At 70.3% G+C, this 14,981-nt stretch carries 13 protein-coding genes; 6 read left to right on the forward strand and 7 right to left on the reverse strand.

The window, feature by feature from the left end; translation table 11 throughout:
* Positions 1-269: 269 nt before the first annotated feature.
* The gene (locus ABZW18_RS08030; RefSeq protein WP_356183725.1) at positions 270-1,112 is read left to right on the forward strand and encodes an NAD(P)H-binding protein; all 843 of its coding nucleotides are present in this window, start codon (positions 270-272) and stop codon (positions 1,110-1,112) included.
* 72 nt (positions 1,113-1,184) lie between these two features.
* Here the strand turns inward: ABZW18_RS08030 and ABZW18_RS08035 are convergent, their stop codons facing one another.
* Entirely contained in the window at positions 1,185-1,538 is a 354-nt protein-coding gene (locus ABZW18_RS08035) for a DUF192 domain-containing protein (RefSeq protein ID WP_356183728.1), read from the reverse strand.
* A 429-nt stretch (positions 1,539-1,967) separates the two neighbouring features.
* A complete protein-coding gene (gene mgrA / locus ABZW18_RS08040) occupies positions 1,968-3,005 on the reverse strand; it encodes an L-glyceraldehyde 3-phosphate reductase (protein WP_356183731.1) in 1,038 nt (345 codons plus the stop codon).
* 111 nt (positions 3,006-3,116) lie between these two features.
* On the opposite strand from mgrA, the gene ABZW18_RS08045 reads away from it, so the two are divergent.
* The 4 genes from ABZW18_RS08045 to ABZW18_RS08060 all read left to right on the forward strand — a co-directional run bounded on the left by ABZW18_RS08045 (position 3,117) and on the right by ABZW18_RS08060 (position 8,782).
* A complete protein-coding gene (locus ABZW18_RS08045) occupies positions 3,117-3,914 on the forward strand; it encodes an isoprenyl transferase (RefSeq protein ID WP_356183733.1) in 798 nt (265 codons plus the stop codon).
* Between the two features lie 801 nt (positions 3,915-4,715).
* A complete protein-coding gene (locus ABZW18_RS08050) occupies positions 4,716-6,044 on the forward strand; it encodes a PhoH family protein (protein WP_356183736.1) in 1,329 nt (442 codons plus the stop codon).
* A gap of 438 nt (positions 6,045-6,482) precedes the next feature.
* Positions 6,483-7,208: a lytic transglycosylase domain-containing protein gene (locus ABZW18_RS08055; RefSeq protein ID WP_356183739.1), complete on the forward strand. Its 726-nt coding sequence runs from the start codon at positions 6,483-6,485 to the stop codon at positions 7,206-7,208.
* A gap of 137 nt (positions 7,209-7,345) precedes the next feature.
* On the forward strand, positions 7,346-8,782 hold the full coding sequence (locus ABZW18_RS08060; RefSeq protein ID WP_356183741.1) for an AI-2E family transporter: 1,437 nt from the start codon (positions 7,346-7,348) through the stop codon (positions 8,780-8,782).
* A gap of 106 nt (positions 8,783-8,888) precedes the next feature.
* On the opposite strand, the gene ABZW18_RS08065 is transcribed toward ABZW18_RS08060, so the two are convergent.
* Positions 8,889-9,428, reverse strand: coding sequence for an alkyl hydroperoxide reductase (locus tag ABZW18_RS08065; RefSeq protein WP_356183744.1), 540 nt, complete (start codon positions 9,426-9,428; stop codon positions 8,889-8,891).
* Positions 9,429-9,434: 6 nt separating this feature from the next.
* Complete coding sequence (locus ABZW18_RS08070; protein WP_356183746.1) at positions 9,435-9,989, reverse strand: peroxiredoxin; 555 nt, start codon at positions 9,987-9,989, stop codon at positions 9,435-9,437.
* 131 nt (positions 9,990-10,120) lie between these two features.
* On the opposite strand from ABZW18_RS08070, the gene ABZW18_RS08075 reads away from it, so the two are divergent.
* Positions 10,121-11,101 carry a hydrogen peroxide-inducible genes activator gene (locus ABZW18_RS08075; protein WP_356183749.1) on the forward strand — a complete coding sequence of 327 codons (981 nt, stop codon included), beginning with the start codon at positions 10,121-10,123 and terminating at the stop codon, positions 11,099-11,101.
* A 156-nt stretch (positions 11,102-11,257) separates the two neighbouring features.
* Here the strand turns inward: ABZW18_RS08075 and ABZW18_RS08080 are convergent, their stop codons facing one another.
* The 3 genes from ABZW18_RS08080 to ABZW18_RS08090 are packed head-to-tail and all read right to left on the reverse strand — an operon-like array spanning position 11,258 to position 14,876.
* On the reverse strand, positions 11,258-13,672 hold the full coding sequence (locus ABZW18_RS08080; RefSeq protein WP_356183752.1) for an FtsX-like permease family protein: 2,415 nt from the start codon (positions 13,670-13,672) through the stop codon (positions 11,258-11,260).
* A complete protein-coding gene (locus ABZW18_RS08085; protein ID WP_356183755.1) occupies positions 13,669-14,355 on the reverse strand; it encodes an ABC transporter ATP-binding protein in 687 nt (228 codons plus the stop codon). The genes ABZW18_RS08080 and ABZW18_RS08085 overlap by 4 nt, the downstream gene beginning before the upstream one ends.
* On the reverse strand, positions 14,352-14,876 hold the full coding sequence (locus ABZW18_RS08090) for a PadR family transcriptional regulator (RefSeq protein WP_356183757.1): 525 nt from the start codon (positions 14,874-14,876) through the stop codon (positions 14,352-14,354). Before ABZW18_RS08090 ends, ABZW18_RS08085 begins: the two co-directional genes overlap by 4 nt.
* Positions 14,877-14,981: the final 105 nt, after the last annotated feature.

Consider the following 14,981-nt stretch of genomic DNA (forward strand, 5'->3'; position numbering starts at 1 on the left):
GGTGCCCTCGGTCGGCGCGCCCCGTGGCGGGCCGCCTCCCCCCGGCGTCGTGGGGCGCGTCCCCCCCCGCCCCCCCCCGGCCGTGGGCCCCGGGGGGCCGCCGCCGCGCCCCCCCCCGCGGCCATGTCCGGGGCCGGACTGGAGGGGGTGCGCCCCGGCGCACCGTGCGCAGGACGCCGGCTCACGGTGGCCGGAGGGTCGCCCGGCTGTCACACCCCGGTGGTGCATCCGGTGCGCAGCGGGTGATATGCCAAGGGAGGGGCGGAACGATGCGGTGCCCGGTGCCCGCGCCGCCCGCTGGGAGGTACGTATCCGTGAACGGACCCATTCTGGTGACCGGTGGAACCGGCACCCTCGGCAGGCCCGTCGTCCGGCGGCTGTTGGACGACGGGCGCGAGGTCCGGGTGCTGAGCCGGCGGCCCCGGCCCGTCGAGGACCGGAGCCCGTACGACTGGGCGACCGGTGACCTGAGCACCGGCTCCGGGCTCGACAGCGCTCTCGCCGACACGGGCGTCGTCATCCACTGCGCCACCAGCGGCGGCCGTCGCGACGTCGACGGGACCCGGCTGCTGACCGAGGCGGCGCGGCGGGCCGGTGTCACCCATCTGGTCTACATCTCGATCGTCGGCATCGACCGGGTCCCGTTCGGCTACTACCGGGCCAAGCTCGAGTCGGAGCGGCTGATCGAGAATTCGGGAGTGCCGTGGACGGTGCTCCGCACCACCCAGTTCCACGATCTGATCGCCAAGATTTCGCAGGTGCAGCGGCGGCTGCCGGTGACTCTGACGCTCGCCGGCACCAGTTTTCAGCCCATCGAAGTGCGGGAGGTCGCCGACCGTCTCGTGGAACTCGCCACCGGCGAGCCTGCCGGGCGGGTCGCCGACATGGGCGGCCCCGAGATCCGCGGCACCGCCGATCTGGCGCGCAGCTATCTGCGGTCCGTGGGCCGCCGCCGTCCGGTGCTGCCACTGTGGCTGCCGGGCCGCTTGCCCAAGGGGCTGCGGCAGGGCAGCCACCTGGCGCCCGACCGGGCAGTCGGCAGGACCACCTTCGACGAGTTCCTGTCGGAGGCCCGGAAGCGCGAAGGCCTGAGCGCTGAGGGACGAGCCTGAGGGACGAGCCTGAGGGACGAGCCTGAGGGACGAGCCTGAGGGACGAGCCTGAGGGACGAGCCCTGAGGGACGCTAGTCGGCGATCGTGACGCGCATGCCGGCCCGCAGGCCCCAGCGCTCCATGGCCCCTGCCTCCGCTTCGAGCACATGCCGCGACCGCGGGCGTGGCAGGCCGAGGCGGCCGGGCTTCATGGTGCGTACGGCGATGACCCGGAGGCCACGGTCCAGGTAGGCGACATCGATGGTGAACCGCATCTGGAAGGTGTGCACGCCGCCGGCCGGGGTGAGCAGGATGGCGCCGTCGATCCCGTCACGGCCCAGCAGGCCGCGGGTACGGGCCGGATAGGAGGTGGCGATCTCCAGCGGCACCGTGGTGTCGGTGTCCGGGATGAGCAGCGTCCCGCTGCCGTCCTGCCAGCGACCCATGTGTACCCCCTGCTCAATGGGGCGAGGGCGTCCGAATGGCCCCAGCACTCGCTGAGTGTTCTACCAGAGGCGCCGCCGTGTGTTCGGGGGGTCCCGTCAGCATGCGGCCAAGCATCACTCCGTCAATGCACGGAACACGGCTCATGAGCGGCTATGGTGGAAACCCCCCCTCGGGCCGGTCCGTATCCCCCCCACGGACCGGCCCGTTTTTTGTTGCCCCGGACCACGGGCAGCCCGGACCGGATACCGGGACATCCGGGGCAGCCCAAGGACCGGATGCCGGGCCACCGGGCAGCACAACACGGGACGTCGGCCGGCCGCCGGGGGAGGCCCCGGCTCCGTAACCCAAGACGCACCCCGCCCGACACCACCCCAGCGCGAAGCGACCACCACCCAGCGCGGGGCGGCCGGCCCGGCGAGGGGCCTGGCTCAGCCCCGGTGCGCCCAGATGTTCACGCCCTCCGTGGACCGGGCGTAGGAGTCGATCTCCTTCAGCTCCTCCGCTGCCAGCTTCGGGGCGCCGAGCGCGGCCACGTTCGCCTCCAGCTGCGCGACGCTCGACGCGCCGATCAGTGCCGATGTCATCCGGTCGTCCCGCAGCACCCAGCCCAGCGCCATCTGCGCCAGCGACTGCCCGCGCCGCTGCGCGATCTCGTTGAGCCCGCCCAGCCGTCGCACGACCTCGTCAGTGAGCAGCCCCGGGTCCAGGGACTTGCCCTGCGACGCTCGCGAGCCCTCCGGGATCCCGGCCAGATACTTGTCGGTCAGCAAGCCCTGGGCGAGTGGCGCGAAGGAGATACAGCCCATGCCCTCCGCCTCCAGGGTGTCGAGCAGGCCGTCGTCCTCGGTCCAGCGGTTGATCATCGAGTACGAGGGCTGGTGGATGAGCGGCCGGACGCCCATCTCACGCAGCAGCCGGGCCGCTTCTCGGGTCTGCTCGGCGTTGTAGGAGGAGACGCCGACGTACAAGGCCTTGCCCTGCTGGACGGCGGACGCGAGCGCGCCCATCGTCTCCTCCAGCGGGGTGTCCGGGTCGAACCGGTGCGAGTAGAAGATGTCGACGTAGTCGACACCCATCCGCTTCAGGGAGGCGTCGAGCGAGGACAGCAGATACTTCCGGGAGCCCCATTCCCCGTACGGGCCCGGGTGCATGAGATATCCGGCCTTGGTGGAGAGAACCAGTTCATCCCGGTAAGTCCGGAAATCATGGGCGAAGTGCTTGCCGAAATTCAGCTCGGCGGAGCCGGGCGGCGGGCCGTAGTTGTTCGCCAGGTCGAAGTGGGTCACGCCCAGGTCGAAGGCGCGGCGCAGGATCGCGCGCTGCGAGTCCAGGGCGCGGTCGTCGCCGAAGTTGTGCCACAGGCCGAGCGAGATCGCGGGCAGTGCGAGGCCACTGCGGCCGGTACGCCGGTACTCCATGGAGTCATAGCGCTCGTCGGCGGCGCGGTAAGGGAAGGTATCTGTCACAGCGACTCCCTATCACGCGGCCGCCCGCCCCCTGGGTTGGTCCCCGGTGGTGAACCCGCAGTAAGGTGCTGGGGCCGGGGGCTGTCATTGCACGGAGGGCTGGAGAAGGCGATGCTGCGATCTTCCGGGAGTCGACCCCACTTCCCCCGGTCATTGCGCGAGCTGGTGTACGGGCTCTACGCCCGCCGGGTGGAAGGCCGCCTCGACCACGCACAGGTCCCCAAGCACATCGGCGTCATCCTCGACGGCAACCGGCGATGGGCGCGAGCCTCCGGCGGCACCGCCGAGCAGGGCCATCAGGCCGGTGCGGAGAAGATCAAGGAACTGCTGGGCTGGTGTGCCGAGACGGACGTCGAGGTGGTCACCCTGTGGCTGCTCTCGACGGACAACCTCGACCGGCCGGAGAACGAACTGGTCCCGCTGCTCGGGATCATCGAGGACGCGGTCCGCGACCTCGGGTCGGACGGGCGCTGGCGAGTGCACCACGTGGGGAACATGGACCTGCTGCCGGGGCGTACGCAGTCCGTCCTCAAGGAGGCCGAGCAGACCACCGGCGGTGTCGACGGCATACTGGTGAACGTGGCGGTCGGCTACGGCGGACGCCAGGAGATCGCGGACGCGGTCCGGTCGCTGCTCGCCGAGCAGGCACGGCGCGGCACGTCGATCGAGGAGCTCGCGGAGGTCCTCGAAGTGGAGCACATCTCCGAACACCTCTATACGCGCGGCCAGCCCGATCCGGACCTGGTGATCCGTACGAGCGGAGAGCAGCGGCTCTCGGGCTTCATGCTCTGGCAGAGCGCGCACTCCGAGTACTACTTCTGCGAAGTCTTCTGGCCCGCCTTCCGCAAGGTCGACTTCCTGCGGGCGCTGCGTGACTACGCGGCCCGGCACCGCCGCTACGGAGGCTGACGCACGCCGAACCGGACCCGCCCCGGCCGCTCAGCGGCCGGGGCGGTCTTCGCTCACACCCTGAGTTCGGCGCAGGCCCCGAGCCTCCGAGCCCCCGCGGCCCGGAGGCTCTGAAGCCCTCAGGCCCCAAGCCCCAAGCCCCCGAAAGCCTCAAGGGCTTGAGCCCCCACCCGCCCGCAGCGGGCCGCTGCCGCCGCCCTGCGTTCACCGGACCGTCAATGACTCCCCGTGGCGCCGTCGGCATCCGATTGCTCCGTCCGGGGCTTGTTCGGAGCCCCAGCCGGATAAGCCGTCCGGAGCATTCGAAGGGCCGGACGGCCCACACGACCGCGTCCAGGGGGTGATGTCCCCACATCGTGGTCCGAGGTGGTCGCATACCCGACCCGCGGGCCGATGCGTGCGCCACACGCCGTGCGGCGCGTGGGGTCAAGGTGTTCGAACGGGCCGGGCCCGGAGACCGACACGCGCTCGGCGCAGGCCGATGCCGAGGGTGGTGCTGTTGCCAAACGTTCACACATGCGCCGTCATATGCCATGGCATGGTCAAGCTCCTTCGAGGGAATATCCCTTGCAAGTCGACGCTCGGTCCACGGGCGTCCGGCACCAGCGGGTGGCATGGGGTCGCCCGCCCGGGAGGCCCTTTGCACACGGACGACCGAGCGGTTCGTTCGGCTGACGCCGACGCTCCGCAGACGGAGACCGCGGAGGGCCGGCGCACGGCCCGCGCATTGCGGCCCGAGCCCGGTCCATTCCCCGGCGACGCCGTCGCACCCCGACCTCATCCGAGGGGGTTCGTCCACCCGTGGTGACCAGCACAAAGCGCCGCGCGCACAAGCTCGACCGGCGCACTTACGTCATCGACACCAGCGTCCTGCTGGCCGATCCGTTGGCCATGGCACGTTTCGACGAGCACGAAGTCGTGCTTCCCGTCGTCGTGGTCACGGAGCTCGAGGCCAAACGGCACCATCCGGAGCTCGGCTACTTCGCCCGGCAGGCGCTGCGTCTGCTCGACGAGTACCGGGTGCGGTTCGGTCGGCTCGACGCGCCGATTCCGATAGGGGATCTGGGAGGGACCCTCAGGGTCGAACTCAACCATTCCGACCCGGGCGTACTGCCGGCGGGATTCCGGCTGGGCGACAACGACTCGCGGATCCTGGCCGTGGCCAGGAACCTCCAGGCCGAGGGCTACGACGTGACGGTCGTGTCCAAGGACCTGCCGCTGCGGATCAAGGCGTCCTCCGTGGGCCTGCTCGCCGAGGAGTACCGCGCCGAGCTCGCCATCACCGACTCCGGCTGGACCGGTATGTCCGAGCTGACCATCACCGCTGAGGAGGTGGACGAGCTCTTCGCCGCCGACAGCCTGCATGTGCCGGAAGCGTCGGAGCTGCCCGTGCACACGGGGCTGGTGCTCCAGTCCGACCGCGGCAAGGCGCTCGGCCGGGTCACCGCGGACGGCCGGGTCCGGCTCGTGCGCGGCGACCGTGAGGTGTTCGGCATCCATGGCCGCTCCGCCGAGCAGCGGATCGCGCTGGATCTGCTGCTCGACTCCGACGTCGGGATCGTCTCCATGGGCGGCCGGGCCGGTACGGGCAAGTCCGCGCTCGCGCTCTGCGCGGGCCTGGAGGCCGTACTGGAGCGCCGGCAGCACCAGAAGGTGATGGTCTTCCGGCCGCTGTACGCGGTGGGCGGACAGGAGTTGGGCTACCTGCCGGGCAGCGAGGCCGAGAAGATGAGCCCGTGGGCTCAGGCGGTCTTCGACACGCTGTCCGCGGTGACGACGCGGGATGTGATCGAGGAGGTCGTGGGCCGCGGCATGCTCGAAGTGCTGCCGCTCACGCATATCCGCGGGCGCTCGCTGCACGACGCGTTCGTGATCGTGGACGAGGCGCAGTCGCTGGAACGGAACGTCCTGTTGACCGTTTTGTCCCGGGTCGGCGCCAACTCGCGAGTGGTGCTCACCCATGACGTAGCGCAACGGGACAACCTCCGCGTCGGGCGGTACGACGGGGTGGTCGCGGTCGTCGAGAAGCTGAAGGGGCATCCGCTCTTCGCGCACGTCACGCTCAATCGCTCGGAGCGTTCGCCGATCGCGGCGCTCGTGACCGAAATGCTGGAGGACATCCACATTTAAGTCCGATTCGGGCTGGATTGACGGTTCGTACGGCTCCGTGTAATTCCGTACAACTCCATACAGTGACGCCGCGCGGAGAAGCCAAGGAGCTTATCCGCGCGGCGTTGCGTTGCGCGGGCGTTTCCGAAAAACAAGGGGCGTAAACGGGATGTGAGCTATCCCACGCAACGCAGAATTGCCTCCAGGCGTCGGCATCCGGCAGTGTGTGGGTCCTGTCAGGCCCCGCGTACGGCACAACAGCATCCCCAGCGGTGTTGCACCACATAACTCAACAAGCGTTCGCCGTACGCCGCCCGAGCTTTACGCGACACTCCCGAGGGAGTTCGCATCGGGCCAGTGCCTCCCGTGACCAGTCGGACCCATGCTCAACCGGGGCCGGAACAAGGGGAGGACAGCGCCAGGGGCACGATTGCGCCCGCGAGGTCACCTAAGCGGGCGATGCTGGAAGGAAACCGTGTGAGCCGGATTTCGGTCCGGGGATTCGCAGTGGCATCCGCCACCGCAGTCACCACCGTCGGCGCTGTCGTCGGTGTTGCCTCGGGCAGCACGCAGGGTTCGGCCGAACCGGTCGAAGCCACTGCTGCCGATGCGACGCTCCTCGCAGACATATCCGCCGGGAACCAGACCCAGGCGCAGACCGCGTCGCTGACGCAGCAGGCGGACGCGCAGTCCACCGCTGCCGACGCGGCAGCGAAGAAGTCGGCTGAGGAAGCAGCCCGTAAGCAGGCAGCACAGGACGCGGCGGCCAAGAAGGCCGCAGCGGAGAAGAAGGCCGCGGCTGAGAAGGCCGCCGAGGAGCGTGAGGCCGAGCTCAAGGCAGCCCGCTCCGAGGCGCGCAAGGACGTCGGCGACTTCGCCCAGCAGGCTTCGTACACCGTCGCCCAGGTCCAGTCCATGGCACGGCAGATGATGCCGAGCGACCAGTTCCAGTGCTTCAGCAACATCGTGGACCACGAGTCCGACTGGAACTACAAGGCGAGCAACCCGTCCTCGGGTGCGTACGGACTGGTGCAGGCGCTCCCGGGCACCAAGATGGCCTCCGCGGGCTCCGACTGGCAGACCAACCCGGCCACCCAGATCAAGTGGGGCCTCGGCTACATGAACGACCGCTATGACAGCCCGTGCGGCGCATGGGAGTTCTGGCAGGCCAACCAGTGGTACTAGGCCGCTGAAGCGCAGCGACACGACACGGAGCCCCCGACCTCAACCGGTCGGGGGCTCCGTCGCGTCCCAGGTAACGTCGTGCCGGACGATGTACGGGTGACGGGGAACGGGTCACGGGGATGGGGGCGGAGGAAGAGATGTCCAAATTGCCTGAGTGGGTAGGCGGCTTGGGGTCGGAGCTGACGCGGCTCGCCGCGCGGTTGGAGGACCGACGGCGCGCGGCAGCGGCCGCCGCGGCGGAGGAGGACGCCCTCGACGAGCCCGGCTCCCTGGGCGGCGTCCCAGCGGCTGCGGGGGCCGCCGAGCCCGTGGGGCCCGCTCGGCCCGAACCCGACCATGTGCCGGCGCCGCCCGCGTACGCCCCGGCCGTCGCCGCCAAGCCCGACCCCGCCGCCGTGGTCCCCTGGGGCGTACGGGTCGCCGCCGAGGCCGGCTGGCGGCTGCTCGTCCTGGCGGGCACGCTCTATGCGCTGATGCGCGTCATCAGCGCCGTGGAGCTCGTCGTGCTGTCCTTCGTCGCCGCGCTGCTCATCACCGCGTTGCTCCAGCCCACCGTCGCCCGGCTGAGGCGGCTGGGCCTGCCGCGCGGCCTCGCCACGGCCCTCACCTTCATCACCGGCTTCGTCATCATGGGTCTGGTGGGCTGGTTCGTGGTGTGGCAGGTGATGGAGAACATCGACAACCTGTCCCAGCGCGTTCAGGACGGCATCGACGAGCTGCAGAAGTGGCTCCTGAAAAGCCCGTTCCATGTGACAGAGGACCAGATCAAGGACATCGCGAAGAGCCTGCGCGAAGCGGTCGGGTCCAACACCGAGGAGATCACCACCGCGGGCCTCGAAGGCGTCACCGTCATCCTCGAGATGCTGTCGGGCATCCTGCTCGCGATGTTCAGCACGCTCTTCCTGCTCCACGACGGGCGCAAGATCTGGGAATGGCTGCTGAAGCTGGTGCCGAGCACGGCCCGGCCGGGGCTCGCGGGCGCGGGTCCGCGCGCCTGGCGCACGCTCACCGGCTATGTGCGCGGCACGGTCATAGTGGCCATGATCGACGCGATCTTCATCGGTTTGGGGATCTATTTCCTGGATGTCCCGATGGCGGTGCCGCTGGCCGTCTTCATCTTCCTCTTCTCTTTCATCCCCCTGGTCGGCGCTGTGGTGTCGGGCGCTCTCGCGGTGATCGTCGCGCTGGTGACGCAAGGTGTGTTCACGGCGCTGATGGTGCTGATCGTGGTGCTCGCGGTGCAGCAGATCGAGGGCCATGTGCTGCAGCCCTTCATCCTGGGGCGGGCCGTGAGGGTGCATCCGCTGGCCGTGGTGCTCTCGGTCGCGGCGGGCTCGCTGGTCGCGGGGATCGGCGGCGCGGTGGTGGCGGTGCCGCTGGTGGCGGTGACGAACACGGTCGTCGGCTCTCTGCGCGCGTACTCAAGGGAGCAGGCGCTGCACGTCAGTCCGCTCCAGCCGGCCGCTCCGGCTGCCGCAGTCGCAGTCGCAGCCGAATCAACACCAGCACCCGCGGCCGGGCCGGCGGCTTCCCCGCCGGCGGGGAAGCCGCCGGCGGTTGAGCCGAGCCAGTAGCGGCTTGCCCCGAGCCAGTAGCGGCTTGCCGGGGCTTTCCTGGGCGAACGACGGACGGGGGCCACGCGGTGTACCGCGTGGCCCCCGTCGTACGTAGCGCGGAGCGTCAGCCGTTGTCCGCCAGCACGCCCTCGGCGTCCAGCGTCGCGCCGACCGCCTGGAGGACGGAGGCGATCTTGAAGGCCTCCTGGATCGTCTCGCGGTCCACGCCGGCCTTACGGAGCACCTGCTCGTGCGAGTCGAGGCACATACCGCAGCCGTTGATCGCGGAGACGGCGAGCGACCACAGCTCGAAGTCGACCTTCTCCACACCCGGGTTGCCGATGACATTCATCCGCAGGCCCGCGCGCAGGTTGCCGTACTCCGGGTCCGACAGCAGGTGACGGGTCCGGTAGTAGACGTTGTTCATCGCCATGATGGCGGCGGCCGACTTGGCCGCGGTGTACGCCTCGGGCTTGAGGTTGGCCTTGGCCTCCGGCTCCAGCTCCTTCAGCACGCGCGGCGAGCGGGTGGCGATCGCGCAGGCGAGCACCGTGCCCCACAGCTGCTGCTGCGGGAGCTCGGAGTTGCCGATGACCGAACCGAGGTTCAGCTTCAGGTCCTTGGCGTAGTCCGGTACGGCGGACTTCAGGTCGTCGAGGGCCATGTGGGATCACTCACCGGACAGGAGCGCGACCGGGTCGAGGGTGTCCTCGCCCTTGCTCCAGTTGCAGGGGCACAGCTCGTCGGTCTGCAGGGCGTCGAGGACCCGCAGGACCTCCTTGGGGTTACGGCCGACGGAGCCGGCGGTCACCATGACGAACTGGATCTCGTTGTTCGGGTCCACGATGAAGACCGCGCGCTGCGCGAAGCCGTCCTCGCCCTCGACGCCGCAGTCCCGCATCAGCTCGTGCTTGGAGTCCGCGAGCATGGGGAAAGGCAGGTCGCGCAGGTCCGGGTGGTCCTTGCGCCAGGCGTGGTGCACGAACTCGGAGTCGCCGGAGGCGCCGAGGATCTGGGCGTCGCGGTCGGCGAACTCCTCGTTGAGCTTGCCGAAGGCGGCGATCTCGGTCGGGCAGACGAAGGTGAAGTCCTTGGGCCAGAAGAAGACGACCTTCCACTTGCCCTCGTAGGTCTTGTGGTTGATCTGCGCGAAGGCCTTGTCCGCGTCGAGGTCGACACAGGCGGTCAGGTCGTACTCGGGGAACTTGTCTCCGACAGTGAGCACGCGCTCTCCTTGTTGCGTAGGAAGTCCCTTATGGGGCCTTCCATGAGGGTTGGTCGGCTCACACCCTTCCACAGGCGGCATTGATCAAAGAAATAGCTAGACTGGTTGAAGTTGATCGGAGGTAGTTATCAGTGGCCGTCGGTAGAAGCAGTGTCCGGAACGCGGCGCGGCAGCCCAGCCTCGCGCAGCTGCGTGCCTTCACCGCCGTGGCCGAGCATCTCCACTTCCGGGACGCTGCGGCCGCCATCGGGATGAGCCAGCCCGCGCTGTCCGGCGCGGTCTCCGCGCTGGAGGAGGTGCTCGGGGTGCAGCTCCTGGAGCGTACGACGCGGAAGGTGCTGCTCAGCTCCGCGGGGGAGCGGCTGGCGGTGCGGGCCCGTACGGTCCTGGACGGGGTCGGCGCCCTGATGGAGGAGGCGGAGGCGGTGCGGGCGCCCTTCACCGGGGTGCTACGGCTCGGGGTGATCCCGACCGTCGCGCCGTATCTGCTGCCGACGGTGCTGCGTACGGTCCACGACCGCTACCCGGACCTCGACCTCCAGGTCCATGAGGAGCAGACGACGTCGCTGCTCGACGGGCTCGCGCACGGGCGCCTCGACCTGCTGCTGCTCGCCGTTCCCCTGGGTGCCCCCGGTGTGGCCGAACTCCCGCTCTTCGACGAGGACTTCGTGCTCGTCACGCCGCGCGACCACTGGCTGGGCGGGCGCGGTGACATTCCGCGTGAGGCGCTGCGCGAACTGGACCTGCTGCTCCTCGACGAGGGGCACTGTCTGCGCGACCAGGCACTCGACATCTGCCGCGAGGCGGGGCGGGAGGCGGGCGCACCCGTGACCACCAGTGCGGCCGGGCTCTCGACCCTGGTCCAACTGGTCGCGGGTGGACTCGGGGTGACCCTGCTGCCGCGGACCGGGCTGCGCGTGGAGACGGGGCGCAGCGAGCAGCTCTCGACCGGCTACTTCGCGGACCCGGCGCCATCGCGGCGGATCGCGCTCGCCATGCGGGTGGGTGCGGCGCGGCAGCAGGAGTTCGAGGAGCTCGCGGGCGCGCTGCGGGAGGCGATGAAGGTGCTGCCGGTACGGGTGGCGCAGCCGCCCGCCCGCTGCGACCTGTGACGGTCGCCGACTCGCATGTGCAGCGCGGCAGTCCGGCATGTCGGCCGTCCACTGCCCTTTCTGCACGTTTGTGCAGGGCAGTCCGTACATGCGGAGACCGGCCGCACCCGAGGTGGGCACGGCCGGTCTCCGCATGTACGGATCCGGTAGCGGGCGCTACTCGGTGCGCAGCCCGTCCGGCCGCATCATGCGCCACAGCGGCGGCATGCTGAGAGCGGTCACCAGCAGGATCACACCTGCGCCGATACCGGTCATCGTCATCAGGTTCGTCCAGTCGGCGGCCACAGGCCGGTCGACCATGTTCTGCAGGGCGGCGCCCAGACCGAGGCCGCCCACCACCGCCAGCCCGAGCCCCAGCGCCACCGGCACCGCGGTCTGCCAGAGCACCGACCAGCTGAGCGTGGAGCGCCGGGTGCCGAAGGCGATCAGGACCGACAGCAGCCGCTTGCGCTCCCGGAGTTGCTCCAGCGTGGAGACGACCATGCTGGCCCCGATGAGCAGCAGCGTCCCGGTCGCGCCGATGAACAGGCCGCGTCTGATGCTGGCGAACTTACGGGACTCCGAGGTGTTCTCCAGCGCCATCACGTCCACCGTCGGGTCGATGTCGGCGGCCGTGTTGCGGACCAGCTCGGCGGCTTCCGGCTCCGCCGGGTCGAGCCGCAGCATGGAGACCGCCCGGGCGCTTTCCAACTGTGAGACGTCCACGGTGGAGGGCGTGGCGAGGATGCCGGAGCGCTGCATCCCCGTCGCGTCACTCTTGGGGGCGACCTTCCGGGCCGAGGCCGGTACGGTCCACAGCCGCGGCTTGTCGGTGGGCATGCCCTCCTCGTCGAGATGGAGGTCGACCTTGCTGCCCGGCCGGGCCGTCGGCGAGTGCCCGTCCGCGTAGGGGTCGGGGACGAGGAAGACGCTGCCGTCCTTGCAGCCGCGGATAACGGCCAGTTCCCGCAGCGTCGCGCAGTCGCCGATGGTGAGGGTGTCGATCGGTGCCTCGTCGGGGTTCTTGCCCCCGGTGGTCCTCGCGACGGATGCCTCGGTGAGGCCCACCATGCCGCTCACGCCCTTGGCGGAGCGGAACTTCTCGAGGACGGAGCGGGCCTCCTCGCCGTTGCGGACCTCGACGGAGGTCTGCAGCTGAGCGCGGTCGGTGTCCTGGCCGGTCGACTTGGTGAAGTCGCCCTGTACGCCGGTGAAGAGCATCTGGATCGCGATGGCACCGGCGACGGCGACGGTGATGCCGCTGACCGCCCGCGCCGCGGCGCCGCTGCTCAACTGGAGCCTGCGGGTGGCGAGCTGCCAGGCGACGGGCCCGGCACCGAAGCGGTTGACGACGGCCTCGACGAGCCACGGCAGTACGGTGGTGACGCCCAGCAGCAGGAGCGCGGCACCGGTGGCGACCCGGTACGGCCCCCAGGTGCCCGGTGCTACGAGCGCGCCGGTCATCGGGAGCAGCAGGGCAAGTCCGGCGGCGGGCATCAGCAGCCGCCACCACAGGCGCCGCCGCCGGAGGGTGGCGTTCCGTACGACGCCCAGCGGCTCGATGGCGATGCCCCGCAGAGCGAGCAGTGTGACCACGACCGCCGAGGCCGGTACGGCCAGGGCGATCAGTGCGGCGAGCGCCGGCGAGGGCTGTACGTCGGAGGGGAAGACGCTGATGTCCCACAGCGTGATCGAGCCGATGAACTGCCGGAGCAGCAGGAAGAGTCCGAGCCCGGTGACGAGTCCGAGCAGCGAGCCGAGCAGCGCCTCTCCGGCCGCGATCCGGCGCGTCATATGGCTGTCGGCGCCGACGAGCCGCAGGGCCGCGAGCCGCCGGTCGCGGCGTTCGCCGCCGAAGCGCACGGCGGTGGCGATGAAGATGGCGACCGGCATCAGCAGCACGACGCAGCCGATGCTGACGAGCAGCATCAGGACGGGGTCGAGCTTTTCGGGCTCGCTGGTGCTGCCCCAGTGGTCGATGCGGACGCTGCGGTCCGTCGTGTCGAGAGAGTCCGAGCCGGCGTAGTAGATGAGTTCATCCGGCCCCAGCAGGCCCTGGTCCGCGATGGTGCCGACGACACGGTCGTCCAGCCGGTCGGCGAGGAGCTTGCCGTCGGGTGAGTCGAGCAGCTTCGCCAGCGCGGGGGATACCACCATCTCGCCGGGACCCGGGAGTTCGGACACGCCCGGCGGTACGGGGGCCTTCGGTCCGTCGGGCTGCACGAGGGTGCCGGCTATGTCGTCGCCGTGATACGTGGTGTTGCCCTGGGCGGTCAGCAGCGTGTCCGGGCCGGGCTTCAGCTCGTCCCCGAAGTTGTCGCTCGTGCGGGCGTCACCGCGCGCCTGCCGGGCGGGCAGTAGGTCCGGTACCGCCGAGGCGCCGAGCAGCAGTGCGACACCGAGGCCGACGCCGACGGCGGTCAGGACGGTCCGGGTCCAGCCCTCGCGGCCCCCGGTGACCGCGAATCGGGCCCCCATGACCAGGTCGGCGGCCCAGCGGGCGATACCGGCGCGGCCGGCGGGGGCAGCGGGTCTCTCCGGGAGGCGCGTACCGTCCGTACGGGCGGGATCGGTGCGGGTGGGGGCGCTCATCCGACGCCTGCCATGTCCCGCGCCTTGCCGTCCCGTACGACGACCTCGCGGTCGGAGTACGCGGCGACCCGCGCCTCGTGGGTGACGAGAACGACCGCGGCTCTGGTGTCCCGGGCCGCGGCGGTGAGCAGCTGCATCACGCGCTCACCGTTGAGTGAGTCCAGCGCGCCGGTCGGCTCGTCCGCGAACAGCACGCTCGGCCCGGTGACCAGGGAGCGCGCGACGGCGACCCGCTGGCCCTGGCCGCCGGAGACCTCGCCGGGCCGCTTGGCCCGTACGTCGCCGACCTCCAGCCGGTCCATCCACTCGATGGCGCGGGCCTCGGCTTCCTTGCGCTTCACGCCGTTCAGCCGCAGCGGCAGTGCGACATTCTCCGCGCAGGTCAGCTCGGGGACGAGCTGGCCGAACTGGAAGACGAAGCCGAACTCGCCGCGGCGCAGGGCGCTGCGCTCGGCATCGGGCATCGCCGACAGCTCGCGGCCGCGGTAGAGGACCGAGCCGGAGTCGGGCCGGACGATGCCGGCCAGGCAGTGGAGCAGCGTCGACTTCCCGGACCCGGACGGGCCCATGACGGCGACGACCTCGCCGGGGTGGATGCTGAACTCCGCGCCGTCCAGGGCGGGAGTGGGGCCGTACGCCTTGCGCAGGTCCACGGCCGAGAGCAGAGTGCCGGCGGGTGTCACGGGCGGATCTCCTTCGCGAGCAGGCCGAGTCGGGCGGCGGTCAGTTCCAGCCACCGCAGATCTGCCTCCAGATGAAAGAGGGCGTGGTCGCAGATCAGCTGGTCCGCGAGGTCCCCGGAGGACTTGCGGCGGGTCAGCTCGCGCATCAGGCGCAGATGTTCGGCGCGCTGGGTGTCCAGCAGCTCGACGGCGCTGCGGCCGGTGATCAGGGCGAGGACGACCTTGGTGTAGAGGGTGCTCTGCAGATATGGCTCGGGCTTCTCGGGCTGGGCGAGCCACTGCTCGACATCGGTGATCCCGGCGTCGGTGATGGCATACCGCTTGCGCTCGGGACCGTCGCCCGGCTCGATGCCGTCGACCTCCACGAGACCGTTCTTCAGCAGCCGCGACATGGTCGAGTAGACCTGTCCGTAGTGCAGCGGACGGTCCTGCCCGAAGCGCTCGTCGAAGGCGCGCTTGAGGTCGTAACCGTGGCGGGGGCCCGACTCCAGGAGCCCGAGCAGGGTGTGGCCGATTGACATGTCCCGGACTCTACACCCTGTGTATAGATGGGGAAACTCTTCATCGCCGCAGGTCAGGGCAGTTGGAGTAGGGGAAGGCCGGACCGGACCTCACGTCGGGCCTCA

Source organism: Streptomyces sp. NPDC004647, from assembly GCF_040609575.1.
In the GTDB taxonomy this organism is placed as follows: Bacteria; Actinomycetota; Actinomycetes; order Streptomycetales; family Streptomycetaceae; genus Streptomyces.

Excerpts from the sequence above, each read along its gene's own strand:
- ABZW18_RS08030 (WP_356183725.1), top strand. The coding sequence starts at position 270 with ATGCGGTGCCCGGTGCCCGCGCCGCCCGCTGGGAGGTACGTATCCGTG.
- ABZW18_RS08035 (WP_356183728.1), bottom strand. The coding sequence starts at position 1,538 with ATGGGTCGCTGGCAGGACGGCAGCGGGACGCTGCTCATCCCGGACACC.
- ABZW18_RS08045 (WP_356183733.1), top strand. The coding sequence starts at position 3,117 with ATGCTGCGATCTTCCGGGAGTCGACCCCACTTCCCCCGGTCATTGCGC.
- ABZW18_RS08055 (WP_356183739.1), top strand. The coding sequence starts at position 6,483 with ATGCTGGAAGGAAACCGTGTGAGCCGGATTTCGGTCCGGGGATTCGCA.
- ABZW18_RS08060 (WP_356183741.1), top strand. The coding sequence starts at position 7,346 with ATGTCCAAATTGCCTGAGTGGGTAGGCGGCTTGGGGTCGGAGCTGACG.
- ABZW18_RS08065 (WP_356183744.1), bottom strand. The coding sequence starts at position 9,428 with ATGGCCCTCGACGACCTGAAGTCCGCCGTACCGGACTACGCCAAGGAC.
- ABZW18_RS08080 (WP_356183752.1), bottom strand. The coding sequence starts at position 13,672 with ATGAGCGCCCCCACCCGCACCGATCCCGCCCGTACGGACGGTACGCGC.
- ABZW18_RS08090 (WP_356183757.1), bottom strand. The coding sequence starts at position 14,876 with ATGTCAATCGGCCACACCCTGCTCGGGCTCCTGGAGTCGGGCCCCCGC.